Genomic DNA, 26254 nt, shown 5'->3' with positions numbered 1-26254 from the left:
AGCCAAGTGAATTCTCCTTTTAGTAATGTATGGTAACTTTATTATATAGGAATTCACTGGCTTTTGTGTACATACAAAAAAAGGTGTCAGTGAGATTTCTCTCACCAACACCAAAAATTCAAGAACCCTTTGTTTGATTAATCGCTTAACCCCCACAAAAGCTCTTTTTAGAGTAATTTGTGGGGTTTAATATTTTGTCTGTTAATTTAATTGGCTCAATGTTTTTGCAAGACGCTCAATAAATACATCTATCTCTATCGTATTAACATTTAAAGGGGGTAATAGCCTTAGGACATTGTGTTTAGAGCTTGTGACTAGCAAGCCATTGGTATAAGCTGATTGGATTACATCGGCTACGGGCACATCCAGTTCAAGTCCAAGCAAAAGCCCCCAACCTCGAATGTCCTTGATGATATTAGTTTGTGTTTGTAATAGCTTGAGCTGTTGCATTAAATAATCGTGTTTTAGCTGGACATTTGCTAGTAAATCTTTTTCTTGAATTTCTTCAACTATATATTTTCCAGCAGCTGTTGCTAAAGGATTACCGCCAAAAGTCGTTCCATGCGAACCAATGTCAAAATATTGAGCTATACTTTCTTTGGCTAAGATTGCACCAATTGGAAATCCACCGCCTAATCCTTTAGCTAATGTGATGATATCTGGTTTTAAATCCGTGTTTTGGTAAGCAAATAGGGTTCCGGTGCGGCCCATTCCTGTTTGGACTTCATCAATCATAATCAATACATTGTGTTCCTGTTGAATTTCCATAAGCGCCTTAATGAAATCAGGCGCGATGATATTAATACCACCTTCTCCTTGGATAATTTCTACCAAAATAGCACATGTATTCTGATTAATAGTTGACTTTAGGGCGGTCACATCATTAAACGGAACATATTTAAATCCCGTCAACATCGGGCCAATATTCTGGTGCATTTCGGGTTGTCCTGTTGCGCTTAAAGCCGCAAAGGTTCGTCCATGAAAAGAGTGTTTCATTGTAATAATTTCTGTGGCCGATTCTCCTTTAATTGCTTGTCCCCATTTTCTCGCTAGTTTTATCGCGCCTTCATTCGCTTCTGTGCCTGAATTAGCAAAGAAAGCTTTTTCTAAACTTGATAAGTTGACAAGTGCTTCAGCTAGTTCAATTGCGGGTTGATTCCAATATAAATTCGATGTATGAATTAGAGTTTTTGCTTGCTGATAAATTGCTTGCGCCAATCCTGAATCGGCATGACCTATTACATTCGTTGCAATCCCTGAAACAAAATCTAAAAATTCTTGCCCCTCAGCGTTGGTAATCCAAGCACCTTTACCGTGGGTGAACACTCTTTCACCACGCTGGTAAGTATTCATCAAAACTTGCTGCCCTCGCTTTGTCCATTCTGATTGCTCTGACATATTGTTCTCTCCTTTCGCTTAACTACGATAATCTGCATTTATTTTTATGTAATCTAAAGACATATCACAGGTCCATACTTTACTATTGCTAACTCCTAAACCTAAATCAATAATAATCGTCACACTCTGTTCACTCATTACAGCTAATGCTTGTGTTTCATCGAACGGTAAACCTACACCTTGCTTACACACTTGCACATAGCCTGCTTCGGACTCAAAAGCAATCGCAATTTTATCTGCTTGTAAGTACTCTGGCTGACTTTGCCCGATTGCGGAAATAATTCGCCCCCAATTAGCATCTTGACCATATAGCGCCGTTTTAACCAAATTGGAAGTTGCAACTCCCTTCGCAATCTTAAGTGCATCAGCATGAGTTTGAGCGCATTTAACGATAACTTCTACAAATTTCGTTGCACCTTCTCCATCTTTAGCCATTAAACGGGTCAGCTCTTGGCTGAGCTCTAATAAACCCCTGTAAAATCCAGCCAACGTCTCATCGTTCCAAGTAATCTTCACTTTACCGGTTGACGCTAGAAAAACTGTATCATTTGGACTTGTATCGCCATCTACCGTTAAACAGTTAAAACTGTCGCCTACAACATCTTTAAATACCCCTTGGTGTTCCACTTCCATTGTGCCAAAATCTAACTGGGCTTCCCCCGGTGGATGTTCAAGTCGTTCATATCCAGCAGTAGGTAACTCTTGATGATGGTTACTTTTCCATTCTCGAACATAGTTGGTCACCGTGCGATAGGAACCGGAAAAATTCAAGTCACATAATGCTTCAAAATAATTCAGTGCGGTACGTCTTTTTTTCTTGGGTAATCGAAAATCTTCTTCTAACCAAAGCGAAACGATGTCTCCCCACTTTTCATCGTACATCATGCCTCGTTTTATTTGTTTAATAGGTTTTGGCCATACAGGTTGATCGGCATATTTTTTAGCTGTGCGCCAATTGATTCGGAGCGTTTGGGCAATATCGTTAATCGATTTATCGTGATTATTTCTTAAATTTTTGATAGTATTAATATCGGTCATTGTTAGCATCCTTTTCTACCTCCAAGTAAAAGTGTCGGAACTTAAACTTTAGAGGATAATTGAATAGCTAACAAGGCCTTTTTTTGCCTGCAGAGTCATGTACAAATGTGCTGCAAACTTATGTACTTTTATTTTGCCATAAACAGATATAATTCAAAATATAGTAATCGTCCCTTTAAGGAGAAGAAAAACATCGAAAAAGGTTTTAATGAGAGTCATTTTAGTTTTCTAAATCAAATCCCGAAAGCAACAAATGAGTGGGGAAAAGAGGAGATAGTCAAACGACGTAATCAGTTAATTGACCAAGCATTAATGGTATGGCCAATGCCAGAGACAACTTATCAACCTATAGAATCTATTGAAGAATCTAACTTATACATTTATGATGGTGAAGAAACTTATACGGGCTACAGAATAAAAGGTTATATTTTTGTTGATGAGGATTATCAAGAAGTCACTACCTGGCGAGAGATGTTCATTCAAGTAATTAAACGACTAGCAAGAGTTAATCCCAATAAAATTATGGAGTTAGCAAGTAGTCGATTAAATAGTGGCTATACCACTTTATTTACAGATTACGAAGATACTAGGAGAACAGAGATTATACCAGGAATTTATCTTAAAACTTCAATCTCAAATTTTGGTAAAATGAATTGTCTACGTCAATTATTCGATTTGTTTGATATTGATTATAGCGAGTTGCAGTTAGATGCCCTTGCTCCTAAAGTAGAAAGTTAATACGAAGCAAGAGAGACTCCATCGCTTTTATAACAGTAAAGTGATGGGGTTTATTTTAATATATAATAATTAGATTACCGTACCAGATAGCGAATAGAATTTATTACCTATCGATGATACGGACATACGTATCATAAATGATGATAAAATTGAAAACAATTTACAGACAAATGTTAGCGAGACCTTTACGAATCTAGCTTTTTTGTCTTCCGGTTAGGAGCAGACAAGATAGTTGCCTGGAACACAAAATTAACGTCATGTTTAGTAACAAAACTAAACAGAAAAAGTGAAATGGATCGACATGAGGGGGGGTAACATGGCCTTTGATTATGAACTGGATTTCGCTCAGATAAACTTCCGGGACCAGCCTGAATTGTATCGAGTGGGCCGAGGAGAACAAGGGGTGCTTCTGGTAGAACCTTATAAAAGCGAGATACTACCACATTGGCGTTTTAAGACTCCAGAAATTGCTAAAGTATCTTCTGACAAAATCTACCAGCTGTTTTTGGATTACCAGGCAGCCGGTGATTTTGTGGGTATGGATATGAGTCGGAAGTTTCTTCAATTGGGCTACACTAGATCTAGACGTTACGCCAATTACAAAGGTGGTCGCAAATATGATGAAAATGGCGACATAAAAGAAAGAATAATAGACGAAGAAAAAGCAAAGTCAGCTACCATTTTTGAAGAGAAGTGGAAAATTGTGAGGGAAAATGAAGCGTATTTAAAGTTGAAGAAAGAACATCAGAAAAAGTACGGCTGAAAAGAAGACATTCCTAAGGAGCGAGTGGTATAATAGAGAAAATAATTCTATCAAAGGAGGGGTTATAGAACATGGTCAAGGCATTTGGCTTATTTTTTGAAGATAAACGTATTTGGCTTATTCTAGGAGGGAGCGTGCTCTTTTCTTTCATTTTAGCGATTGGTGTTATCTTGCTCGACACCAGAATGATAAATGTGGTGGACTATTTCCCAACTGTTTTTCTAACGAGCGTCAATCTGGCCAAATCAATCTTGAGCCTGCTAGCGGGTTCCCTTTTTTCAGTGGCAACCTTCACGTTTGGGACGATGTTATCGGTCATTTCGTTCTACTCATCTAATTTCAGTCCCCGGACTGTTGAGAATTTTCTCTTACAGAAAACATCTATGCAAACTTTGGGGATTTTTCTTGGTGGTTTTATTTATTGTCTTTCCTCTTTGTTTTTTATGCGCAATTCAGAAGATGAATATTTGGTTGTTTCGGCCTCCATTGCCTTATTGTACGCCCTTGCCTGCGTTTTTTATTTTACGAAGTTCGTTTATAATGTGGCAATATCCGTACAATTGAACCATCTTGTGACTAAATTGTACAAGGAGGCCGAGTCAGTTGCGGATGAAACGATTGAATACTTTCAAGAAATGCCTTTGTTGGATCATCTTCCTCAAATAGACACGCTACACATCTTCACAGTAAAGGCTAACGAGAGTGGTTATGTTGAATATATTAATTTTAATCGACTAGTTGAACTGAGCAAGGAATTCAAAGGCACCATAGTGCTACATCTAAGAATAGGAGAGTTTATTTCCGCAAATCAGCCGCTAGTCGATTTATACACTAACCGAAAAGTTAAAGATGAATCACAGCTCCAAGCGGCAATAAACCGCACCCTAACTTATGAAGAAAAACCTTCTTCTATGTACGATCCAAATTTTGCTCGAGCTAAATTGATTGAAGTAGCTCTGAGGGCGGTTTCGCCAGGCATAAATGATCCTAATACCGCCATTTATATCTTAAACTACAAGGCTTTGTTGGATTCAAAATTTGCCAGTATACCAGGAAGGTTTGTGGTGATGGGCGAAGACACTGATGAGACATTTTCTTCGGGAGGTAACGTGATTTATGATTTCAATAATTTTCCAAAAGACTTATATGAAAGTTATTGGCAATTAATTCACTATATGAAGCAAGATATTTCTGGAGTGGTGGCACTGTTTGACTCTTTGTTGACAGTTGCTTATTCTGCACATCCGAAGAAGCTAAACTATATTAAGGATTACAGTAATTATCTGTTTAATCTAACGAGTCCCAATTTTACGGAAAGACTAGATATTCAAAATATCGAGGAACGCCAACAACGTATTCTAGGGATTAACCATCCTGAGCTAGAGGAATGAGCTTGAAACTGAAAACTATCTGTGTTATTTTTCGCTGAAAGGTTTATAATATTCTCTTTAGTTCAAAACACAAAGAATGCCGGTTTAGTTCAGTTGGTAGAGCATCGCACTCGTAACGCGGGGGCCGTAGGTTCGATCCCTATAGCCGGTATCACATTAATTTAGAAAGTACATCAAGGTTTAACCCCTGAGATGTACTTTTTTTCTGGCTAATATTTCCCAAAACCAAACCGTCACACATCCGTCGGTAAACTTGCTGGAAAAGAAGGTGTCGCATTATAATGGAACATGCGTATCATAAGTAATGCTAAAAATTACAGCTAACCTAAAAGGCAAAGATACTTGATCAATGTATCCATCATCGAAGTGCAATTGTATATCGAATGTCTTAGTGTTTTTATCCTAGAGAATCACTTTTATGAAGGCTGGATAGAAATCTTTTAACTGAGTTTTACCTTTTCAACCGAAAATTATTCTTAAGTTCATATTGTAGTTGTAATATAAATTTAAAAAAGAGGTCCTAAATGCTAAATAAAATTAAAGTTAAATTAGCCCAATTCATGCAAGGGCGTTATGGGATAGATTATCTTTACGTTGCAGGTATTATCCTTTACTTTGTGCTTTCTATTGTCCAGATTTTTGCGCAAATCCGACTATTAAATATATTGTTATCTATTTTTATCATATGGATATTTTACCGTGTGTTTTCTAAAAATATATCATCACGAAGAGCAGAAAATCAAAAGTTTATGAAGTGGATAAGTAAGCTTCAAAGGAAAGTAAAGCCAATATGGCAAAGAATTCGTCATATGGGAACGCACCGTTACAGAAAATGTCCTGAATGCGGCGTTACTCTACGGTTACCTCTTAAGAGGGGAAGAAGGCAAGTAGTCTGTCCCAAGTGCCAGAATCGCTTTGAGGTAACGATTAGACTATAGTGTCACTTGTTAGATTGCCTATTTTAAACTGAAATTAAAAAACCCCATGATAGAAGTCTGCTAACATAGACCTTTATCATGGGGTTGAGTTTTACCGAAATACTTAGAAATGAGTTATTTAATGTGAATCGTGACTCTCTTCTTCGTGACCCTGTTCGAATAGATGAGTAAACTCAACATAAGCCTCTACAAATGAGCGACCAGCTTCTGTATCCTCTACATCGAATTCTTTACGTTCAAGTAAGCTACTAAAAACCTCTTCAACATGGGCTTTATTATCCTCTGTGATGTACCCAGCGTCTTCCAATGGTTGTAGTGATTCTTCAGCGATACTCTGGTCAGCTAATGCAATACCTTCTTCTGTAGGCTCATCTGATATTCCTGTATAAGGTGCCCCTTCACCAGCGCGGTGTAAGCGAACAAAGTTTTCGAATAGATAATCGTGAGCAAGTTGGTCAGTCTCTTCGTCATCTGATTTGTCCATAACACTCATAGATTTGTCGAAAGTTTCTTTTAATTCTGCTTCGCTTTCTGGAAGAACCCAGTACGATATGTGATTAAAGTCATTTTTTTCGATGGCTGTCTGAAGTGCATCGTAAGTAGGACCTGAGGGAGTGTCACAGTGTGCTTCCGCAGTAATAGGAGCAATTAAACTAAAACCGAGACCAGCAATAACTAATGGGATAAACATTTTTTTCTTTTGTAGCATTTCAATCCTTCTTTCTCTATTTGATAGCTTAATACTATCCAAAGAAAAGAAAATTACACTTGATGACAATCAAGTTTAAACAAAATCCCTGTGTAATAAAAAAGGACAAAGTCCTGTGATATACTCCCCCTAAAGTAGTTTGCTTTTAAAAGTGTCTACTTTAAGGGGGACATATCAGGATTATCCTGAGCGATCTATTATTGTGTTTTGATTTTTTTTATAAAAAATCTTTCAAATACTTTTCTCTTATTTCTGTATATTCATCTTCACTAACAATACCTAAGTCAAATAACTCTTTTGTTTTCTTCAGTTTTTCAAAAGCTTCATCTTCTTCGCTATTAGTAACTTGAGTGAAAGTTACATCTTTAATGATATCCTCTTGGACGATTGGTGCATAAGTCCCTTCATGCAAAGCTTTTTGTAATTTATTTCCCATAGGTCTTAAGGTAGCTAAAGTCAGTCCACCAGAAACAACTCCACCAACGACTGGAATGACCTTTGATACAGATTTTGCAAAGGAATTCTTAGTCACTTTTACGCCAAAATTAGCTAAAGTTTTTTTGATAATTGGATAATAAACAGTTTTTGTGAGTGCTTGTTGTGGGAGCTTCTTAACTGCTTGACCAGCTAGAGCTGATGAGATCCCTTTAACAGCTGTTCCAGCCCCACTGACTCCTAACATCACACCAAGAAAAACGATTAATGAGTTTTTCCCTTCTTCGGTTAGCTTATCATCATTGTACATATCAGGATAACCATATAAATACATCAGTTTTTGAGCTAAATTAATCGACATGCCGTAAAACTGTAGAATATCAGCAGGTATTGAAGCAACTACTGCGACACCTCCAGGCAGTCCTGAAACGAAGGATGCAGCAGATGATTTCATTGTCGTATCGTTAATGGCTTTTTTAGCTATGGAAGCAATTTGTTTCTCATCAATAATCTCAATGGGACCATTTTCAAGTATTTTTTCAATTTCTGGTTCCTCCTTGAATAATTGATATAGGAACTCTTTACGGTCTATTTTTAAGATGCGATTTGATAAGAGAGTAGTGACAAGTTCGTTTCCTCTGCTTATATCTTTGTTATCAATTTTATCTGACATGTCATCATTCCTTTTTGTTATTTGGTAATACAGGCAGGTGCTTATAATTGATGTTAAATTTATATTTAATAAATATATAATAAGTTATAAATTAAAGCGTGTCCATAGAATAATATAAATAGAGCACTTCAGGAATCCCCAGAGTGCTCTATTTGTGCATTCATTTATTTAAATTTTCGATGTATTCAAATCACCTATGGGTTGAGTGGCTCTCTGTTGATTTGATTCGCCAGCTCATTCAAAGGCTTTTTTAGCAATAAGAACAGCGATTATCTCGTTGATAAAAGTGGCTGCTGCAATTAATTGTACCTTGAATAATGGAGGCTGTTGTAGGGTCGAATAGAGCGATTTGTGAAGCTGCAATCCCAGTAAAGGCGAGTAAAAACCCTGAGTGGGGTAATAGTGTCAGACCAAGATGTTTCGCTACTGTATCGGGTAATTTTGTGACTTTCGCTCCAATATAAGCGCCGGAATATTTACCTAAAGCTCTTGATAAAATGAAAATAGCTGTAAAGGCTCCAGCTCCTAAACTTAATTGATAATCTAATGGAGCCCCGAAGTTTAGAATTACCATCATTAACGCTAAACCTAAGGTAGGATTTAAAAGGGTCATAATTTCATCCAATTTTTCTTCTGAGACGATATTAGCAATCGTTGCTGAAAGACCTAAGACCATGAGCATAAAGTTCATCACTGGACTACCAAATACAAGGTTATTGAATCTAAAGCCGCCATTGGAATTATGTATTGGTAACAGGGCCTTTCGATTTAAACTTTTTCACAATCGATAAGGCTAGTGCTGGGACGGTAGCTTAAGCAATTTCACCAAACACAAATCCCAAATTAAATTAGAACGCCAGTAAAGTAGAAAATAACTCCAAAAAATACTGCGACGACTAAGAAAGTAGTGAGTGATTGGAACAGAGTAGTTATAATTATATTCTTTCCTGATTTTTTCAGCTTCTTAAATACATGCTCCGTACCAATCATAATCATACTTCTAAAACATTTAATTAAGCTTGATAACAGTTTGCATTCATTAATACAACGTTCATAAGACCAAGCGCGTGAGGGCCTAAAACCAAACCATCTTGCTATTAGCTACCCATCCTAATATCGCTCGCTAGAAGTCTCAATTTAGCAACCAATTTACCAGGGATGAATGCTATTGTTGGTACTGTTAAATATCGAATAAACAAATTCAATATGATATGTCCTCTTTAATTATTCCATAAAACATAATTTTTAATATTTTTTCTAATTTAAGTTCGTGCTCTTGAATCAGTTGAGCGTAATTTTCGTCATCTTGTGTTTGAAAATAGTAATTAAATGATTCTTGAAACACTTTAAAATATTCCATCGCCTCATCAAAAATCACATAAATCCTTTAAATCTAAAGATTGAAGGATACTTTCGTAGAAATCATAATTAAATTGATCCAGCTTTGTTTTCCGTGCTCTGATTTCTTTCTTTAAGTGTAGGGGAGGATGAAAAACGGCGTTCGCAAATATATTACTAAATTTAGATTTTCGGTCAAAGAATTGTTGACGCAATGAAAAATATTTTTTAGTTGCTACTTCGATATTTTCAAAGGAAACTGACTCTTCATTAAGAAAAGTGATGAAGCTTTCGAAACATTCGGCCACACAGGCTAAATATAGATTATGTTTGTTCTTAAAATAATGATAGATAATTCCTTTGGAAAAATTACTTTCTTTAGATATTGCGTTAAGTGAGGCCTCACTATAACGATGAAGGCCAAACTCAGTAATAGCACTTTGGATAATTTATTGATTTTTTAAATTACTTTGCTTTGTTCTATTTAGTCGTGTCACCTCATTTCAATATTGACCGCGTGATCAACGAATCGTTTCTATCATATTTGACTATCTGGTCAAAAGACTGCTACTTAAGCTTTATTACGTAAAAAAGCCATCTGTACTGACACTCTTGATCCAGAATGGGATTTAAGGTTCAGCGACAGGTGACAAGTATTTTATATTCTATTAAGCAGAAGCAAGTTGTTCAGTATCATGAAGATACGGTTTAAATTGGGTTTCATACATCAGTATATACATACCCTCATTTTGTAGGAGTTGCTGGTGTGTGCCTCTTTAGACTTCTTGTCCATTGTCTAAGACGAGTATTTTATCCGCATTGATAAATGTTGACAGGTGGGGGGCAATGACAAGGCCCGTTTTATTCTTAATTAATGAGCTTAGAGCGTCTTGGATTAAGACTTCAGAGATTGAGTCAAGACTAGATGTTGCTTTGTCTAAGATGAGTATTTTTGGGTCTTTTAGAAATACCCTAGAATTGAAAGCCTTTGTTTCTCTCCACCAGATAATTTGATTCCACGATTACCGACTTTTGTGATATAACCGTCGGGAAGACTTGTGATAAAGTCAGGGTTATTGGCTTCTTTACAGGCTTGGATGATTTCCTCTTCAGTGGCGTCACTTTTAGCGTAAAGGAGATTTTCCCAGATGGATACGTTGAATAAGTAGGTTTCTTGAGTAACCATTCCGATATTTTGTCTTAGGAAGTGTAAATCTAAATCTTGAATATTGTAATCACCCAGTTTAATTTCTCCTCCAATGACGTCATAGAGTCTTGGAATCAGATTAAAAAGGGTCGATTTACCTGCACCAGAAGAGCCAACGATTGCGAGTATTTCACTTTCATTTACTTGGAAACTAATAACATGAAGGAAAGGTGAATCTTCTTTGTAGTAAAATGAGACATTGTTAAAGCTCAGATTAGCTTTTATTTAGCTTGATGTGAGAGCGTTTGGTTTGTTATGGATGTCAATGGGCATATCTAAGTAGTTACATATACGGTTGAATAAAGCTCGCGAGCGGATAAATTCGATATGTATGTCTATAAGTTGCATTAAAAGGCGACAAGGAAGGTAATATCACCAACGGTTAAACCTCGGAAATGATTAATCAGAAGCAAGATGCCCCCCAGCTAGTATATAAACATGGGCCTGCTTCGATGAAGGTTTGTGCAACCATTCTAAACTATCGACCGACGGTTGTTTCTTTAACTTTAACTTGTGTGAGTTGTTTAATTACTGTCTGATAGCGTTGATACTCAATTTCTTCTTTAGTGAACAGTTTAACCAGTTGTTGACCACTCACGCTGAGTGTTTCATTTAATATTTCATTCGCTTCATCGTTTAAATCATGAGATTCATTGGTTAGTGCCCAGCATTTTTTACCGACGATTTTAACAGGAAAGACAATTAGGGGAACGATTAACATACTGATTAAAGAGAGTATCCAGTTTCGTTGGATTATCGCAATAAAAGAAGAAGTTAAGACAGCTAAGTTGGATTCGGCTTGGGATAAAGTACCGGTGTCAAAATTTTGAACAGCACTGATGTCATTGGTCATTCGGGTAATAATTTCACCTTGTTTACCAGAGGCATAAAAGCCTTGCGATAGTTTTTGAAGGTGGCCGAACATTTGATTACACATGTCTTTACCGATGTTTTGAGATAGACAAGCGCCGAGGAAACTTTAGGTGAAACCGATTAAACCGGTTAAAAGTAGGACGATGAATGATGCGCCAATCAGGGTGATTAACTGGTTAAAGTCACCACCGATGAATCGACCATCGAAGATACGACCGGTTAAAATTGCAGGTAACATACCGAGTAATCCGGCTACTAGGATGATACCATCATGAGGAAAACTAGAAGTGTGAAGGGTTTTAGGTATAAGTATATTCTTTTAGGTATTTGTAAGGTGATTGTAGGTGGTTGTTCATTTTGTTGAGTTATGACCTTACGATGATGGACTTTTAGATGGTTAAAGGGTTCAATGATTTCTTCAAGGTAGTAATCAGGTTTCATAGACTCACTCTTTCTTATATAGTTAAGGCATATAAGTAATTAACTTATGTTAACCATTAAAAACGTTATTATCTTTTGTCATTCATATGGAGACTTAATGGATATTATATTTTAAATGAGAGTTATTTGTAATTTATAATTTTTATATAATAAAAGTGTTGACAATTTTAATGAAGACGCATAATATATAAATCAATAGATGAATAAGTGACTGTGATGAAGAGAAGAGTAACTTAACGACTTAACAAGTACAGAGAGCCTGGTTTGGTGAAAAAGGGTGGTTTAAGCGTGAGTGAAGATGAGCTCGGAGCAGTTTAAGAGGTTAACGCTTCTTAGACGGGCACACCCGATACAGTGTGCAGTATTTATTGATACTGAATGAGCTATTATTTATGAAGATAATAGAAAATTGGGTGGTAACACGACTCTTCGTCCCTTTTGTTAGAGATATCTCTGACAAGAGGGGCTTTTTTTATTCAAAAAAGTTGTAAGGTCTAGAATAAATAATAGTTTAAGGGAGAGAATAAAATGAAAAATATCAAACGTGTATTCGGATTCGTATTAAGTATCTTATTAATAAGTGGGCAATGGTTTTTACCAGTAGCTTCAGCGGAAGAAACAAAAGAGTTTGAAGGTGAAACGGTCATCGTCGGTGTTGTGAGTGATACAGGGCTGGAGCTGTGGGAATATGTAGCAGAGAAAGCTTTGGAAGAAGAAGGAATTACGTTAGAGTTGGTTCTGTTTAATGATTACAATCAACCCAACGTAGCATTGCAAAATGGCTCACTTGATATGAGTGGTTTCCAAGGACATCCGTTTATTAAATCATGGAATGAAGATAATGATGGATCGGTCTATGCGATTGCCAATACACTCTTAATGCCCTTAGGCTTATATTCTGAGAAACATGCCACTCCGGACGATATTCCAGAAGGCGGAAGCATTGCTTTACCAAACGATCCTTCAACTTTAGGCCGCTCGTTATTAGCTTTAGAGATTGCTGGTTTAATTGAAGTTGATGATGAAGTTGGAATTTACGCGGATGAGGAAGATATTACCGCGAACCCTAAGAATTTAGAAATGGTGCTTGTTGAACCAAACTTTGCGGCACTATCTTTACCAGATGTGGATGCAGCTTTAATTAATACAAATTTTGCCAATGATGTTGGTTTATCAATTAATGACGCGATCTTCAATGATGCAGAAGATGTGGATAAAGTTAATCCAATGTACATCAATACCATTACAACTTTAGAAGAGAATAAAGATAACCCATTATATTTAAAAATCGCAGAAATTTACCAAACAGATGATGTTGAAGAGAAAATACATGAAGTATATAACGGTGAGACATATCCAATGTTCGATGTGCCCTTACCAGAAGTAGAAAACTAAGAACTAGAATATATAGAAGAGAAGGGGATTAATATGACAAAACAACACGAAACAGCAATTTTAGCAGGCGGATGCTTCTGGTGTATGATTCAACCATTCGATCAATGGGATGGCATTCATTCAGTAACTTCAGGTTATACAGGCGGGCATGTTGTAAATCCAACATATGAAGCTGTTAAAAGTGGAGAAACGGGACACACTGAAGCAGTTCAAATTGAGTTTGATCCAAGTATCATTTCTTATGAGAAAATCTTAGATATTTATTGGAATATTAGTGACCCAACTGATGCGGGTGGACAGTTTATTGACCGTGGTTCATCCTATCGACCTGGTATCTTCTACTTAACAGAAGAACAAAAATTAAAGGCAGAAGCGTCTAAAGAGGCATTAGAACAAAGCGGCGCTTATGATAAACCAATCGTTACAGAAATCACACCCGCAGATGTGTTCTATGAAGCAGAAGAATATCACCAAGATTTCTATAAAAAAGACCCAGAACATTATAAAGCTTACCGAGCTGAGTCTGGTCGAGATAAAGCTAAGACAGCTTAACGAAATAAAGGCAAAAAATGTCAGTGCATTGGTTATTTTTCCAACACACTGACATTTTTTTATGACTTATTTTGCACGTTTAACTTCAATACGGTATCCGTCTGGATCTGTTACGAAGAAGTAAGATGGTGTGCCACCTGTTAGACCTCTTAGGTCACCTGTTTCATAAGCTGAAGCTTTACACACTTCATGCATTTTTTCTAAATCACTAACAGTCACCCCTAAATGACTAAATCCATCTCCCACATTATATGGCTCAGCATCATAATTGTAAGTTAATTCAATTTGTACTGATGAACCAGGTGAGTTTAAGTAGATTAAATCAAACTTATTCTCTGGGAATTCTCTACGACTTGCCACCTCAAAGTCGAATAAATTCGTATAAAAGTCTAAGGTAGCATCAATGTCTCTCACGCGTAAGCAAATTTCAACGAGTTCTTGATTCAAAAAAATCATCCTCCTAAAGTTTCTTAGCTTCATTCTAACATGAATCGGTTTGATAAGCATTTGAATCGCTTTTGAAGAAGGGTATTAAGCGGAACTTGAGCCAAATGGATGTGCGGTATGGCACAAGACGACCCAACTCAAGCCAGTGCACACAAAAATAGCGAGGCATTCAGGCCTCGCTATTTTTCTATTTACTTCGCATTAGATCCTTCTAAAACTAAGACGGTATCCTGATCAAGAATAGTTGTATCCCCATTTGGAACAATCAACTCATTATCGCCTCTTAAGACTAGGACGATCAAGGAGTCACGTTCTAAGCGAATATTTTTAATATGTTTATTAACCCAATTGTGGTGGCTGTTGATTCGAAATTCTAGTAAGTCCGTTCCGACCACATCGAAGTAAGAACGTCCAGCTAAGACAATCACATCGCCAACTTTAAGTTGCACATCGCCGTTCGGGACAATCGTTTCGCCGTGACGAAGGACTTTTGCGATAATAAAATCAAAAGCCAGTGTGATATCTCGAATATAAGTATTCACTAAGTCACTGTCTGCTTTTATCTTAGTAGCTAAAAAGCCGACGTCACTCTTATCTTGTAACGAGTTGAAGTTACGTAAAGACGCATCTTCAGGATCAACCATATCCATTTTCTTAGATAAGGTTGGTAAATAACCTCCTTGAATGAGAGATGATAACAGACAAATATCAAAGACAATATGATAGAGGTCGTTCAAGAATGGTGTGTCAGAATTGACCACACTAATGGCGAACGCAATTGCCGCAGCTCCTCGTAGTCCGGCAAAGGCAATAACAGGCAGTTGGTTTTTATTCAACTTAAAGGGCGCCATTAAACCATAAACCGAGGCAGGACGCGAAATAAATGTCATAAATAACATAATCACTAAGGCAATCGGCAACATCGCAATAATCGAACTTGGATCAGATAAAAGACCAAGTAAGAAGAATAGTCCAATTTGCGCTAAGTTTGTAAAGCTATCAAAGAAGAAGACAACTTCACGCTTACCAACGAATTCTTTATTACCAATATAAATACCAAAGATATAAACCGCTAAGTAGCCGTTACCACCAATTTGGTTTGTAAATTCATAAGTGAATAAAGCAGCGGCAGCTAACAGAATGACTTCCATATTTTCTCGAGTATTTAAGTAGTCGAGAATACGGATGAATACCCACCCTAAAGCAAAGCCGAGTAATAAACCAATCCCAACTTGTAAGATAATTAAGACAGGAACATTGACGTTTTTTCCTTGAAGTAGCGTCGAGAATAGTACGACCATCGTATAAGCCGTCGGGTCATTCGATCCTGATTCTAACTCTAGTAATGAGTCTGTATTGTATCTTAATTTTAAGCGTCGAGAGACGAGAACGTCCGATACACTGGCATAATCGGTCGAACCAATAATGGAACCGAGTAACATAGCCTCAAGTAAAGAAAAATCAAAGACTAAATAAACGAAGAGTCCGGTGATCAATGCAGTTAGAACCGTTCCGAGGAAACTTAAAGTAATAGCTTCTTTTGCAACTGGCTTTGACATCTTCCATTTTGTACCAAATCCTCCGTAGAAAATAATGAACATCAGAGCTATGGAAGATACTTGATTGGAAAAATTATAATTCGTAAAATCTGCGCCAAAAAAATTAAAGGAAACACCTAAGAGCATGAACAGAAGTAATTGTGGTATCTTTAAATCACTTGAAATGCGCATAGCAATCAAGGCCAAGATAAGCACAAGTGAAATGATTAATATATAAATTGTAATCTCTCCTTATTATTATTGCTTAAGACTATTATAGCACAGTTAGGTAGAGACCTTAGTGAAATTACCTATAAAATTAGCGGGAATAGTTTCTAAGCGAATACTTGGGAAAAGCTCAGTAAAAGTAGTATGATGAAGCTACGAATAAACTATATAAGGAGTGTTACGATGACGTCATATGAATTACCAAAAGTGTGGAAATGGGAAGACGAAAATTCTGATTTAGGGGGTAATCGCCCAACAGCAGGGAGTCGTTTCGAACAAACATTGCCTGTAGGAGAAGCGCCATTCCAACTCTATTCACTAGGAACACCAAATGGTATTAAAGCAACCATTATGTTTGAAGAATTAAAAGAATTAGGTGTGGATGTTGATTATGATGTGTATTTAATAAATATCGGCGACGGGGACCAATTTGGTTCGGATTTTGTAGAGATTAATCCAAACTCTAAGATTCCAGCCTTGGTTGATCAAAGCCAAGAGCCACGATTAGAAATCTTTGAATCGGGTTCAATTTTACTTTATTTAGCTGAGAAATTTAATAAATTAATTCCAACAGATATCCATGGTCGCACTGAGACGATGAACTGGTTATTCTGGCAAATTGGTGCAGGACCTTATGTTGGTGGAGGCTTTGGACACTTCTTTGCCTATGCACCAGAACCAATGAAATACCCAATCGACCGCTTCACAATGGAAACAAAGCGCCAATTAGATTTATTAGATAAGACTTTAGGGAAACGTCCATATATTGCAGGAGACGAATATACCATTGCGGATATCGTAAACTGGTCATGGTATGGTCGTCTTGCTCTAGGGGATTTATACAAAGGTTCAGCAGAATTCTTAGATATCCAATCATATCCAAAGGTATTAGAATGGGCTCGCCGCATTGCAGAGCGTCCAGCTGTGAAGAAAGGTTTAGAAGTCGAATACAAACCAATCAAAGACTAAGTTAATAAGTAATTAGTTGCTCTTTCTGAAGTACAAGCTTTGGCTTCTTTAGAAGGAGCTTTTTGCAACAAAAATATGCATAAGGAGAATGTGATATGGAAGAGACGCATAGTTTTGGACCAGTCGTCAATCAAGCAACGCGCATCCTCATTTTGGGTAGCCACCCGGGTGTGCCGTCTTTACGAAAGCAGCAATACTACGGTAACGCCGGGAATGCCTTTTGGCGGGTTGTTTTTAACGCCTTAGAAGTTCCAGACCCAGTTGATTACCAAGAACGCTTAGAAACCTTACAAGCCCACGACATCGGTCTTTGGGATGTGTATGTGACGGCGCAAAGAGAGGGGAGTTTAGATCATAAGATAAAGAATCCGACCTTAAATGATTTTGAAACCGTGTTAAAGGGTATACCAATCAAACTCATTATTGCGAATGGGAAAACAGCCTATAAAGAAATTATTAAACAACCAGTCTTTCAATCCTATGACGTTGTCAGCGCCTTATCTACAAGTGGTTTGAATAACGGCCGTGAGAAAGAACGCATGGAACAATGGACTCAAGCCATTCGCTCAGTGTTAAATTAAGTAAAAGTCTTTAAGGATGTTTTTTAAAGGCGATGTGTTATACTAACGCAACCTACCTGGTGAAGAGTCATTATAGAAAAGAGGTCATAAAGATGAGCAAGAAAATATTTTTTATTAATGGTTTCGGAGGCGGTCGAGAAGATTCATTGGAGTTACGAGATTCATTGGAAGAAAAAGGCTATGAATTTACTTATCTAGATTTACCGGGACAGTTCGGTGCGAAAGATGTCACGATTGATGATTTTGAAGAGTTACTAGCTTATTTTGAAGGGTATTTTCCAGATGAAGAGATCATCTTGATGGGGCATTCTATCGGGGCCGAAATCGCTGCTTACTTATCTACCCGCCTAACACAAATTGAACGAGTGATTATGTTGGATGGGGGAATCTTGACGAATGAAGATGTTGGTAAAACGCTGGCTGAATCTATGGAAGAAACTAAAGAAGTACTAAGTCAAATAGGTGGCGACGAGTTATCTGAGGAAGGCTTGTTGGAACTAATGAAATTAAATGATGCGATGAAATTAACGATTATCCGACCGGATTACAAAACTCCGACCTTATTGCTCTTAAGTGATTTCAAAGAGGAGTTACCGATTAAAATGCAAAGACTGGAAGAGAGACAAAACCCTTATGTCGATTATAAAGTTATACAAAAAGCTAGCCACAATCTCTATGCAGATCAACCTGACCTGACGGTCAAATTGATTGCTGAATGGCTAGCAAATGCGCGTATTTAATTGGAGTATGCGGAAGGATTTAATAATGGGGCCACGTTGATTGAAATGGCACCACTCCCGCCATGAGTTCCTAGAACGGGCGTAATAAAGCCAATTCGAATGGGTAAATCAGGGTAAGCGGATTGAATGCGGTCGCGCATGACTTGGGCATCTTCTTCAGCCCCAGTATGGCCAACCGCGACATATGCGTGTTTTGGATATTGTTGAATGTGTGTATCCGCAATCTCAAACAAGCGGTCATGAGCCTTTTTCTTCGTCCGGATTTTTTCCGGAACATATACTTGCCCATCGTGTTCTGCACCCATTGTAATGATGGGCTTAATATTGAGGGCATTGCCAAGAAACCCACTTAATGAGCTAACGCGACCACCTTTCACTAAGTTATCCAGTTTTGCTGGAGTGAAGTAAAAGGCTGATTGTTCAAGCAAATGCTTGATACGAGTAACAATGTCATTTGGTTCAAATTGACGTTGAATGAGTTCAACTAAATTAAGTACCATCGCCTCCATCACAAAAGAAGTCAACTGTGCGTCAATTAAATGAATGTCTAATTGATCGCTGAATTCTCTGGAAGTCGTTTGAATTGATTGAAAGGTTCCACTTATTTTCTCAGAGAGTAAAACACCAAAGACCGTGTCATAACCATCTTGAACGAGTTGCTCAAATAAATCATAAATTTGTTTCGTATCGGGTTGAGAAGTTTTGGGCAGGTTTTTCTCAGTGTCCATTCTATCGTAAAAATCTTTCGTTAAAGACTCATCGGGCGAGTCAATATACACAGTCCCATCTTCAAATATGGTACTAAGATATATTTGGTAAATATTCGAGAGCGTCGCTGTTTCTTCAGTTAAGCCTGCAGTACTATCCACAATAATGGCAGCTTTCATTCTCCTCATCCTTTCTTAAATATAATATTATAATGAATTAATATCATCCTTTAATTAATCTTAAGTATATAGTGAATAAAAGCCAAATGAAAGGCCTCAGACAGCAAAAAACAGTTCGCGTTGGACAGGCGAACTGCTTTTTCTGTTTGAATTTTTAGAATTCTAAAGCAAGTAAATCATCTAGAGTTGTTTCTTCGCCTTCGGCTTCGTTATAACCGTCAACGTCAAAGCCAGCTAAGTTTAAATATTCTTTCATAAAGATACTGTAACCAGTTTTGTCCGAAGTGAAATTATCTTCATTAATCGTGTGAATTAATGTTTCAGCTTCTTTTTGAACTTCTGGATCTAACTCCCAACTATCTGGACGTAAGCGTCCTTTGTCATCATACTCTGCATTGTTACCATATAACAAATCACGGTAAATACGGTCTTGGTGCATAATTGGCGTTTCATGCGTTCCGTTATCAGCCATGATGCGATAAAGCCCCATGCAATACACTGGGAAGAATGGTATCACAGAACTGGCTTTGGTTGTTACAGCCGTCGCAACTACAATCGTCGCTTTTCCATTAATATCAGTTAATAATTCATTAATATTATCTGCTTTGACTTCACAGTCTGCTTTCGCTTGACCTAACGTTCCGTCACCATAGTAAGGACGGTTTAGATCAGAACCTAAGTATGAGTAATTTACTGTTAAAACATCTTCTTCTAGGACACCTGCTTCTTTTAAAGCTTCCATCCATAATTGCCAATCTTCGCCCCCCATCACTTTGACTGTGTCGGCAATCTCTTCTTCTGTCGCAGGTTCTAAGATGTGCTCAAAGAACTCTTGTTTTTGAATATTTACATTCGGTCCGACAACTGTTTGATCAATCGATTTAATCACTGAATTAAAGCGTTCGCCGGTATCAGGATCTGTGCGGACACTTGACGCAAGACTGTATACAACCAGATCAACTTTACCCCCAAATTCTTCTTTGATGTATTTAATAACATCTTGCTTCGTTTCGTGACTGAAAGCATCTTGGACGAAGTTTTTCGCGATTAAATCTTCTGCTTCTGCAGCTTGTTTAAAGTAGATATTGTTATACCAACCTGCTGTCCCTAAGTTTTTTTCTGATTTAGGACCTTTTTCAAATGATACACCAATCGTATCCGCATTCGCACCGAAAGCAAGACTGATTCGAGTGGCTAAGCCGTAACTTGAAGACGCACCAATGATTAAGACTTTTTTAGGGCCTTCATAAGCGCCTTGTTCTTTAACAAAGTCAATTTGATTATTCACTTCTTGCTTACACCCAATTGGGTTAACACCAAATGACACATTTCCACGCATTTTATGTTCGAATTTGATAGTAATGACCTCCAATGATTAATTAAGTATCTCTAATATACTAAAATTTCACCTAATTTGATAGTTATAACCGAACTGTGGCGAATTATTTTAAAGGAATGTTAGGATTTGAATTTGGACAATGAGTTCATTGGTCCGATATGGTAATATAATGTTAAATAGATGAAGAGGTGAAGGAATTGACGACATTAAATGACATTGCGAAGCGTGCGGGTGTGGCAAAAAGCACGGTATCCCGGTATTTAAATAATGGATCTGTGAGTGATAAGACACGTGAAAAAATCCAAGCAATCATCGAAGAAACAGGTTATGTGCCGAATCAATTTGCCCAAAGTTTAAAAGCCCAGCACTCAAATATGATTGGTGTGGTTCTGCCAAGATTCGATTCCCCATCGACAAATCAAGTGTTAAAAGGGATCGATGACGTTGCGCATGAAAAAGGCTATCAGTTAATGTTAACCAATTCCAACTTGAGTATTGAACGTGAGAAAGAGAATATCTCTTTATTAAAAAGACAAAAAGTCGGCGGCATCATTCTCATCGCGAGTAAGATGGATGAGGACTTAAAGAAACAAGTAACTCAATTAAGCATTCCCACCCTCATTTTAGGCCAAAAAATTGAGGGTGTTCCAAGTCTTGTCCATCAAGATTATGAAGCGGGCAGATTGATTGCTGAACATGCCTTGGAATTAGGGCATACAAAAATATTATACGTCGGCGTCACAGAAGAGGACAATGCGGTGGGGGTTTTGAGACGAAATGGGTTTATGGATACAGTAAAAGAAGCAGGTTTTGAAGCAGCATTCCATGAGACGAGTTTCTCAAGAAAAGAAGCTTATCAACAAGCTTTAGACTATTTACCAACGACTGAGGCAACTTATATCGCGGCTGCAACGGATCATATAGCGATCGGAATATTGAATGCAGCCAACGAATTAAATCTATCTGTTCCAGATGATTTTTCTTTATCCGGTTTTGGGGGATATAGCGAATCTGATTATACATTTCCAAGTATTACAACCATCGATTACCCATTTTATGGCTTAGGGATTAAAGCGTTGAATCGGATCGAACAAATGATGAAAGAGGATCCAGTTAGCTTACTGGAGACGATGCCCAATCAATTAAATGTAAAACAATCCACTAAAAAAATAAAATAACAAAAAATGCTTGCAATTTGCAAGCGTTTGCTTTACTATTTAATGGAACCGGTTCCGTTTTCAAGTTTTGTAATTATCTGGAGGGATAAACATGGGGAAATATGATAAATCAATTGAACAGTTGTTGGATGTCATTGGTGGTAAAGAGAATATAAAAAACTATGAGCACTGTGCTACGCGCTTGCGTGTTGTGCTTAAAGACGATAGTAAGTTAGATAAAGAGAAAGCAGATAATATTGAAGAGAGTAAAGGTTATTTCTTCTCAACAGGGCAACATCAGTTTATTTTTGGTACAGGAAAAGTCAATGAAGTCACTAAAGAATTAGATGAATATTTAGGAAAAACAAGTTCAGATGATGATGGGTCGATGAAAGATGATATTTATGCAAACTTAAATCCTGTTCAAAAAGTTGTTCGAATTTTAGCAGATATTTTAGTGCCTTTAATTCCAGCGCTAGTAACGACAGGGCTATTAATGGGTCTGCGTGGTTTACTAGTTGAACTTGGTCTAGAGATGACTGAAGATGTTGCAGGACTCTTTGCGATGCTAACAGATACGGCTTTTGCATTCTTACCAGTGTTAATTGCCTACAGTGCAACGCGTAAATTTGGTGGGAATCCGTTGTTGGGTATTGTTGTTGGGTTGATGATGGTAGCACCACAATTACCGAATGCCTATGACGTTCGAGGCGGCAGTGCGAGTCCGATGAATATTTTTGGGATTGATATTTATGGCTATCAAGGTTCGATTTTCCCAGCGATTCTTGCGGGTTGGATGATTAGTAAATTGGACAAATGGTTACGTACATGGGTGCCTAAAGTGATGGATCTGATTGTTACGCCGTTCTTAACGATTACGATTACAATTGGTGTTATATTATTTCTGTTAGGTCCAATCATTCAAGTAATTGAAAGCTTTGTCATTGATGGTATCGTCACTTTAATCAATGCGCCGTTAGGTATTGGCTACATAGTCTTTGGAGCACTTCAACAATTAATTGTTATTACTGGTTTACACCATTCAATTGGTTTAATCGAAATAACGTTGCTGAGTGATACGGGATTGAATGTGATTCAGCCTTTAACTACAGTGAGTATGGCAGGACAATTTGGTGCTGCAATTGGAGCAGCCTTTTTAATGAAGGACCAAGTGAAACGTACAAACATGATCAGTTCAGCGGTGCCTACTTTATTTGGAATTACAGAACCCCTATTATTCGGTGTTAACATGAGATCACTGCGTATATTTGGTTCAGGGATTATTGCAGGTGCGGTTGGAGGATTTTTAATTTACCTCTTCGACTTAGCAGCAACAGGTATGGGAATTACTTTTATTCCTGGATTATTACTTTATACAAGTAGCTTAACAGCTTTAACACAATACATTATCGTGAGCTTAGCAGCATTCCTAGTAGGTTTCATCTTAGTTCGTTTACAAGGAAAAGCGATTCGTGAAGAAGTTTAAAATCGAGGTAAAGGAGACGAATGGATGAGTAAAAAAGCATATATTAACTGGAAACAAATTCAAGCAGCTCAAGCAAAACTAAAGCCAAGTGTAGAGGCAGATCCATGGCGACTCAGTTATCACCAAATGCCTGAAACAGGCTGGTTGAATGACCCAAACGGGGCGGTGCAATTTGACGGCGTCTATCATTTATACCATCAATATGTTCCCCAAGACCCTAAAGGTGGCGCAACTCATTGGGGACACAAAACGTCGACAGATATGGTGCAATTTAAAGATGAAGAGATCTTTATGTCACCTGATCAAGCGTTTGACCAAGATGGTGTATATTCAGGCAGTGCCATTGTATTAGACGATAAGATTCATTTCTTCTATACAGGTAACGTTAAAAATGAGGGTGACCATGATTATACATTTAGTGGACGCGAACAAAATACTGTCCATGTAGTTTCACCTGATGGTTTTACAATTGAATCAAGAGAAATGATCATTCCGCACTCAGCGTACCCAGAAGGTTTTACGGATCATATTCGCGATCCAAAAGTATTTGAATTAAATGGAAAATATTACTTGATTTTAGGTGCGAGACGTCGTACTAATATGGGAAGCATCTTGATTTATAGCTCACCTAATTTATATGACTGGGAATATGAAGGTATATTTCTAGAAGGGGATGAAGAGCAAGGGTACATGTGGGAATGTCCGGATTACTTTAATGTGTCAGGTAAAGATATCTTAGTTTTTTCACCACAAGGAATCCTACCAACAACATACAACTATCATAACCCACATGCGGCCACTTACTTAACCGGGCAAGTGAACTGGGATGAGTTAAAGTTCCAAGTGGAAGAAGATTTTAGAGAGTTGGACCATGGATTTGATTTCTATGCACCTCAAACGTTTGAAGACGACCAAGGTCGCCGCATTATGTGGGTTTGGATGGGCATTGGCGATACTCAGCCGGAATACAATAACCCAACGATTGCGAGAGGGTGGCAACATGCGATGGCTTTACCGCGTGAGTTAAACTTTGAAGACGGCATGTTAAAACAACGCCCCTTAGTGGAATATCAAACTCTGCGTGGCCAAGAACAGTCGTATTCACTGACTGAATTGTCTGCTGACACACTAAGAGGTGAAGTCTACGAACTATTGATTGATTTTGATGAACGACCGAAAGATTTTGAACTACAACTGCGACAAGATACTTCGGTAACTTATCAAGCCGGGGAACTAACATTAAGACATGGAGAAAGTGGCTACGGTCGTCGTAAGCGCACGCTTCCACTTGAATCACTATCGCAATTACACATTTTCTCTGATACGTCCTCATTAGAAATCTTTGTCAATGATGGTGAAGCCGTCTTTACTTCACGCGTCTATCCCGATGCGAACCAAGATAAGATACAAATAACTGGAAATGGAACCGGAAAAGTCACTTATTGGGATTTAGCGACAACAACTAAATAATTTAAAAAGGCTCAAGAACCGTGATAAATTCATCACCATTCTTGAGCCTTTATTTATGCTATTCTTTAATGCGAGTAACTTTTAATTGAGTTGCAGTTGCTTCATTGACTTGCATTAATTCAAGCATCAGCATTTCAATTTCAAGGCATGTGCCAATCTTATCTTCGCTTGGAATAATTTCGGATTTATATGTGAAGTAGCCACCAATTGTGTCCACTTCGTTACTTGTCACAATGGTACCAAAGTATTCATTGAAGTCATTGATATTCATAATACCGTTGACTAGCCATGATGATTCGTCTAGTTTTTGCACTAGAGCATCTTCTTCGACCGTATCATATTCATCATAAATCTCTCCAACAATTTCCTCGATAATATCTTCTAAAGTAACGAGTCCAACGGTTTGACCGTATTCGTCTTTTACAACCGCAATATGATTGCTCGTTTGTTGAATTTGCGAGAATAAATCATCTAATAGTAAAGTTTCAGGAACATTTAAAGGATCATGAGCTAAATCTTTTAAATCGACTTGGGTGTAATCGCCGACCAGGACACTCGCACGCAAGTAGTCCTTCACTAAAACTACACCTAAAATATTATCTTTGTCATCTTGATAAACAGGCAGTCTTGAAAATGTCGAATTGACGATGATTTCGTGATTCACTTCGCGTTCTTTATTAATATCAATCATCAATGCTTGATTACGAGGCACCATCACCTCACGAACATTTTTCCGGTTCAGTTTCAGAACACCTTGCATCATGCCAACTTCATCCGATTCAAGCGCTCCTTCTTCACCACCTCGAATCACAATTTCACGGATATTTGAGAAAGTTAATTTCTCATCTTCATTGGAAAAGTCAATCGGAAGAAGCGATTGAAAGAAGTTTAACGTGACAGTTAAAAACCAAACGACCGGTTTAAAAATCGTGTAAATCAGATTTAAAATACGTGCCGATGCCTTTGAATATTTTTCAGGAATGGCTTGCCCAATTGATTTAGGTAATAATTCCCCGAAAATTAAAGTTAATACAGTTACGATGAGCGAAATAACGATCGCCGCACCTTGTGCACCTAGATAAGGTGAAATGAATTGTGATAACCCACTCGTTGCAAAAGATGAGTTTAACGTTCCGATTAAAGTAATCGCCACTTGGACAACCGCTAAAACGCGATCTTGATTGTAATATAGCTTTAATGCGAGTTGAGCCTTTTTGCTCCCAGATTCGGCTTCTTTCTCTAATTTGTCTTTATTTGCAGTTATAAATGCCATCTCTGAACCAGAGAAAAAACCATTTAACAGAGTAAAGACAATAAGTAAAATGATGGGTGTTAACATCGCTTTCTCCTTTTTTTATTTGTTAATAAAGTGTATTGTTATGTAATCTATTATATCTCGCCGATTGTAAAATTAAGCTAGACAACTAAAACAGCCATTTGTGGTACACTCAACTTGTAATTCCGACCAAAGAATACAAAGGAGTGACCACAAATGACCTACACCCATCTTACCACGGATGAAC

General features: G+C 37.6%; 23 protein-coding genes, 1 tRNA gene, 1 pseudogene and 1 other annotated feature. Of the genes and pseudogenes, 12 read left to right on the top strand and 13 right to left on the bottom strand.

The genetic code is table 11. The features are described from left to right. Window positions 1-201: 201 nt before the first annotated feature. Together ACEN4N_RS08175 and ACEN4N_RS08170 are read right to left on the bottom strand one after the other, a co-directional pair. On the bottom strand, window positions 202-1398 hold the full coding sequence (locus ACEN4N_RS08175; protein ID WP_407089146.1) for an aspartate aminotransferase family protein: 1197 nt from the start codon (window positions 1396-1398) through the stop codon (window positions 202-204). An 18-nt stretch (window positions 1399-1416) separates the two neighbouring features. Next, a complete protein-coding gene (locus ACEN4N_RS08170) occupies window positions 1417-2445 on the bottom strand; it encodes a bifunctional ornithine acetyltransferase/N-acetylglutamate synthase (protein WP_407089147.1) in 1029 nt (342 codons plus the stop codon). 111 nt (window positions 2446-2556) lie between these two features. Here ACEN4N_RS08170 and ACEN4N_RS08165 point away from each other — a divergent pair, with 111 nt between their 5' ends. From ACEN4N_RS08165 to ACEN4N_RS08150, 4 genes are all read left to right on the top strand, one after another. Next, on the top strand, window positions 2557-3174 hold the full coding sequence (locus tag ACEN4N_RS08165; RefSeq protein WP_407089148.1) for a DUF1524 domain-containing protein: 618 nt from the start codon (window positions 2557-2559) through the stop codon (window positions 3172-3174). A 316-nt stretch (window positions 3175-3490) separates the two neighbouring features. After that, complete coding sequence (locus ACEN4N_RS08160; protein ID WP_407094019.1) at window positions 3491-3937, top strand: DUF4385 domain-containing protein; 447 nt, start codon at window positions 3491-3493, stop codon at window positions 3935-3937. 71 nt (window positions 3938-4008) lie between these two features. Next, window positions 4009-5328, top strand: coding sequence for a DUF2254 domain-containing protein (locus ACEN4N_RS08155; protein WP_022796604.1), 1320 nt, complete (start codon window positions 4009-4011; stop codon window positions 5326-5328). Window positions 5329-5406: 78 nt separating this feature from the next. Next, window positions 5407-5479, top strand: a tRNA-Thr gene (locus ACEN4N_RS08150). Window positions 5480-6384: 905 nt separating this feature from the next. On the opposite strand, the gene ACEN4N_RS08145 is transcribed toward ACEN4N_RS08150, so the two are convergent. The 6 genes and pseudogenes from ACEN4N_RS08145 to ACEN4N_RS08120 form a co-directional block, all read right to left on the bottom strand. Next, entirely contained in the window at window positions 6385-6975 is a 591-nt protein-coding gene (locus tag ACEN4N_RS08145; RefSeq protein ID WP_407094018.1) for a DUF6448 family protein, read from the bottom strand. Between the two features lie 217 nt (window positions 6976-7192). Further along, a complete protein-coding gene (locus tag ACEN4N_RS08140; RefSeq protein ID WP_407094017.1) occupies window positions 7193-8083 on the bottom strand; it encodes a bacteriochlorophyll 4-vinyl reductase in 891 nt (296 codons plus the stop codon). 250 nt (window positions 8084-8333) lie between these two features. Continuing rightward, window positions 8334-8774: a hypothetical protein gene (locus ACEN4N_RS08135; protein ID WP_407094016.1), complete on the bottom strand. Its 441-nt coding sequence runs from the start codon at window positions 8772-8774 to the stop codon at window positions 8334-8336. 676 nt (window positions 8775-9450) lie between these two features. Next, window positions 9451-9867, bottom strand: coding sequence for a TetR/AcrR family transcriptional regulator (locus ACEN4N_RS08130; RefSeq protein ID WP_407094022.1), 417 nt, complete (start codon window positions 9865-9867; stop codon window positions 9451-9453). 515 nt (window positions 9868-10382) lie between these two features. Next, complete coding sequence (locus ACEN4N_RS08125) at window positions 10383-10784, bottom strand: ATP-binding cassette domain-containing protein (protein WP_407094021.1); 402 nt, start codon at window positions 10782-10784, stop codon at window positions 10383-10385. 322 nt (window positions 10785-11106) lie between these two features. Further along, window positions 11107-11592, bottom strand: a pseudogene (locus ACEN4N_RS08120) (ABC transporter transmembrane domain-containing protein); the annotation flags it as partial. A 557-nt stretch (window positions 11593-12149) separates the two neighbouring features. Next, window positions 12150-12382, top strand: a binding site (T-box leader). Between the two features lie 88 nt (window positions 12383-12470). Between ACEN4N_RS08120 and ACEN4N_RS08115 the strand changes: the two are divergent. Together ACEN4N_RS08115 and msrA are read left to right on the top strand one after the other, a co-directional pair. Continuing rightward, window positions 12471-13337, top strand: a complete 867-nt coding sequence (locus ACEN4N_RS08115) for a MetQ/NlpA family ABC transporter substrate-binding protein (RefSeq protein ID WP_407094015.1) — start codon at window positions 12471-12473, stop codon at window positions 13335-13337. A gap of 33 nt (window positions 13338-13370) precedes the next feature. After that, the gene (gene msrA / locus ACEN4N_RS08110; protein ID WP_407094014.1) at window positions 13371-13889 is read left to right on the top strand and encodes a peptide-methionine (S)-S-oxide reductase MsrA; all 519 of its coding nucleotides are present in this window, start codon (window positions 13371-13373) and stop codon (window positions 13887-13889) included. Window positions 13890-13955: 66 nt separating this feature from the next. Here the strand turns inward: msrA and ACEN4N_RS08105 are convergent, their stop codons facing one another. Then, a complete protein-coding gene (locus ACEN4N_RS08105; protein ID WP_407094013.1) occupies window positions 13956-14336 on the bottom strand; it encodes a VOC family protein in 381 nt (126 codons plus the stop codon). Window positions 14337-14527: 191 nt separating this feature from the next. Next, on the bottom strand, window positions 14528-16108 hold the full coding sequence (locus ACEN4N_RS08100) for a potassium/proton antiporter (protein WP_407094020.1): 1581 nt from the start codon (window positions 16106-16108) through the stop codon (window positions 14528-14530). Between the two features lie 177 nt (window positions 16109-16285). On the opposite strand from ACEN4N_RS08100, the gene yghU reads away from it, so the two are divergent. The 3 genes from yghU to ACEN4N_RS08085 all read left to right on the top strand — a co-directional run bounded on the left by yghU (window position 16286) and on the right by ACEN4N_RS08085 (window position 18392). Further along, window positions 16286-17071: a glutathione-dependent disulfide-bond oxidoreductase gene (yghU, locus tag ACEN4N_RS08095; protein WP_407094012.1), complete on the top strand. Its 786-nt coding sequence runs from the start codon at window positions 16286-16288 to the stop codon at window positions 17069-17071. Window positions 17072-17166: 95 nt separating this feature from the next. Continuing rightward, on the top strand, window positions 17167-17652 hold the full coding sequence (locus ACEN4N_RS08090; RefSeq protein ID WP_138405184.1) for a DNA-deoxyinosine glycosylase: 486 nt from the start codon (window positions 17167-17169) through the stop codon (window positions 17650-17652). A 92-nt stretch (window positions 17653-17744) separates the two neighbouring features. Further along, a complete protein-coding gene (locus ACEN4N_RS08085; RefSeq protein ID WP_407094011.1) occupies window positions 17745-18392 on the top strand; it encodes an alpha/beta fold hydrolase in 648 nt (215 codons plus the stop codon). Here the strand turns inward: ACEN4N_RS08085 and ACEN4N_RS08080 are convergent. Continuing rightward, entirely contained in the window at window positions 18389-19279 is an 891-nt protein-coding gene (locus ACEN4N_RS08080) for a DegV family protein (protein WP_407090624.1), read from the bottom strand. The two genes, ACEN4N_RS08085 and ACEN4N_RS08080, sit on opposite strands and share 4 nt — an antisense overlap. Before the next feature lie 154 nt (window positions 19280-19433). Continuing rightward, entirely contained in the window at window positions 19434-20618 is a 1185-nt protein-coding gene (fabV, locus tag ACEN4N_RS08075; protein ID WP_407094010.1) for an enoyl-ACP reductase FabV, read from the bottom strand. Between the two features lie 197 nt (window positions 20619-20815). Here fabV and ACEN4N_RS08070 point away from each other — a divergent pair, with 197 nt between their 5' ends. The 3 genes from ACEN4N_RS08070 to ACEN4N_RS08060 all read left to right on the top strand — a co-directional run bounded on the left by ACEN4N_RS08070 (window position 20816) and on the right by ACEN4N_RS08060 (window position 24731). Continuing rightward, a complete protein-coding gene (locus ACEN4N_RS08070; protein WP_407094009.1) occupies window positions 20816-21796 on the top strand; it encodes a LacI family DNA-binding transcriptional regulator in 981 nt (326 codons plus the stop codon). Between the two features lie 91 nt (window positions 21797-21887). Beyond that, window positions 21888-23261 carry a PTS transporter subunit EIIC gene (locus tag ACEN4N_RS08065; RefSeq protein WP_407094008.1) on the top strand — a complete coding sequence of 458 codons (1374 nt, stop codon included), beginning with the start codon at window positions 21888-21890 and terminating at the stop codon, window positions 23259-23261. Between the two features lie 24 nt (window positions 23262-23285). After that, window positions 23286-24731: a glycoside hydrolase family 32 protein gene (locus ACEN4N_RS08060; protein ID WP_407090627.1), complete on the top strand. Its 1446-nt coding sequence runs from the start codon at window positions 23286-23288 to the stop codon at window positions 24729-24731. Window positions 24732-24789: 58 nt separating this feature from the next. Here ACEN4N_RS08060 and ACEN4N_RS08055 read toward each other — a convergent pair whose 3' ends face one another. Further along, on the bottom strand, window positions 24790-26070 hold the full coding sequence (locus ACEN4N_RS08055) for a hemolysin family protein (RefSeq protein WP_407090628.1): 1281 nt from the start codon (window positions 26068-26070) through the stop codon (window positions 24790-24792). Window positions 26071-26254: the final 184 nt, after the last annotated feature.

The sequence above is a fragment of the Ruoffia sp. FAM 20857 genome (assembly GCF_045528645.1).
Classification (GTDB): Bacteria; Bacillota; Bacilli; order Lactobacillales; family Aerococcaceae; genus Ruoffia; species Ruoffia halotolerans.
This window is presented reverse-complemented; position numbering and strand designations above follow the sequence as displayed.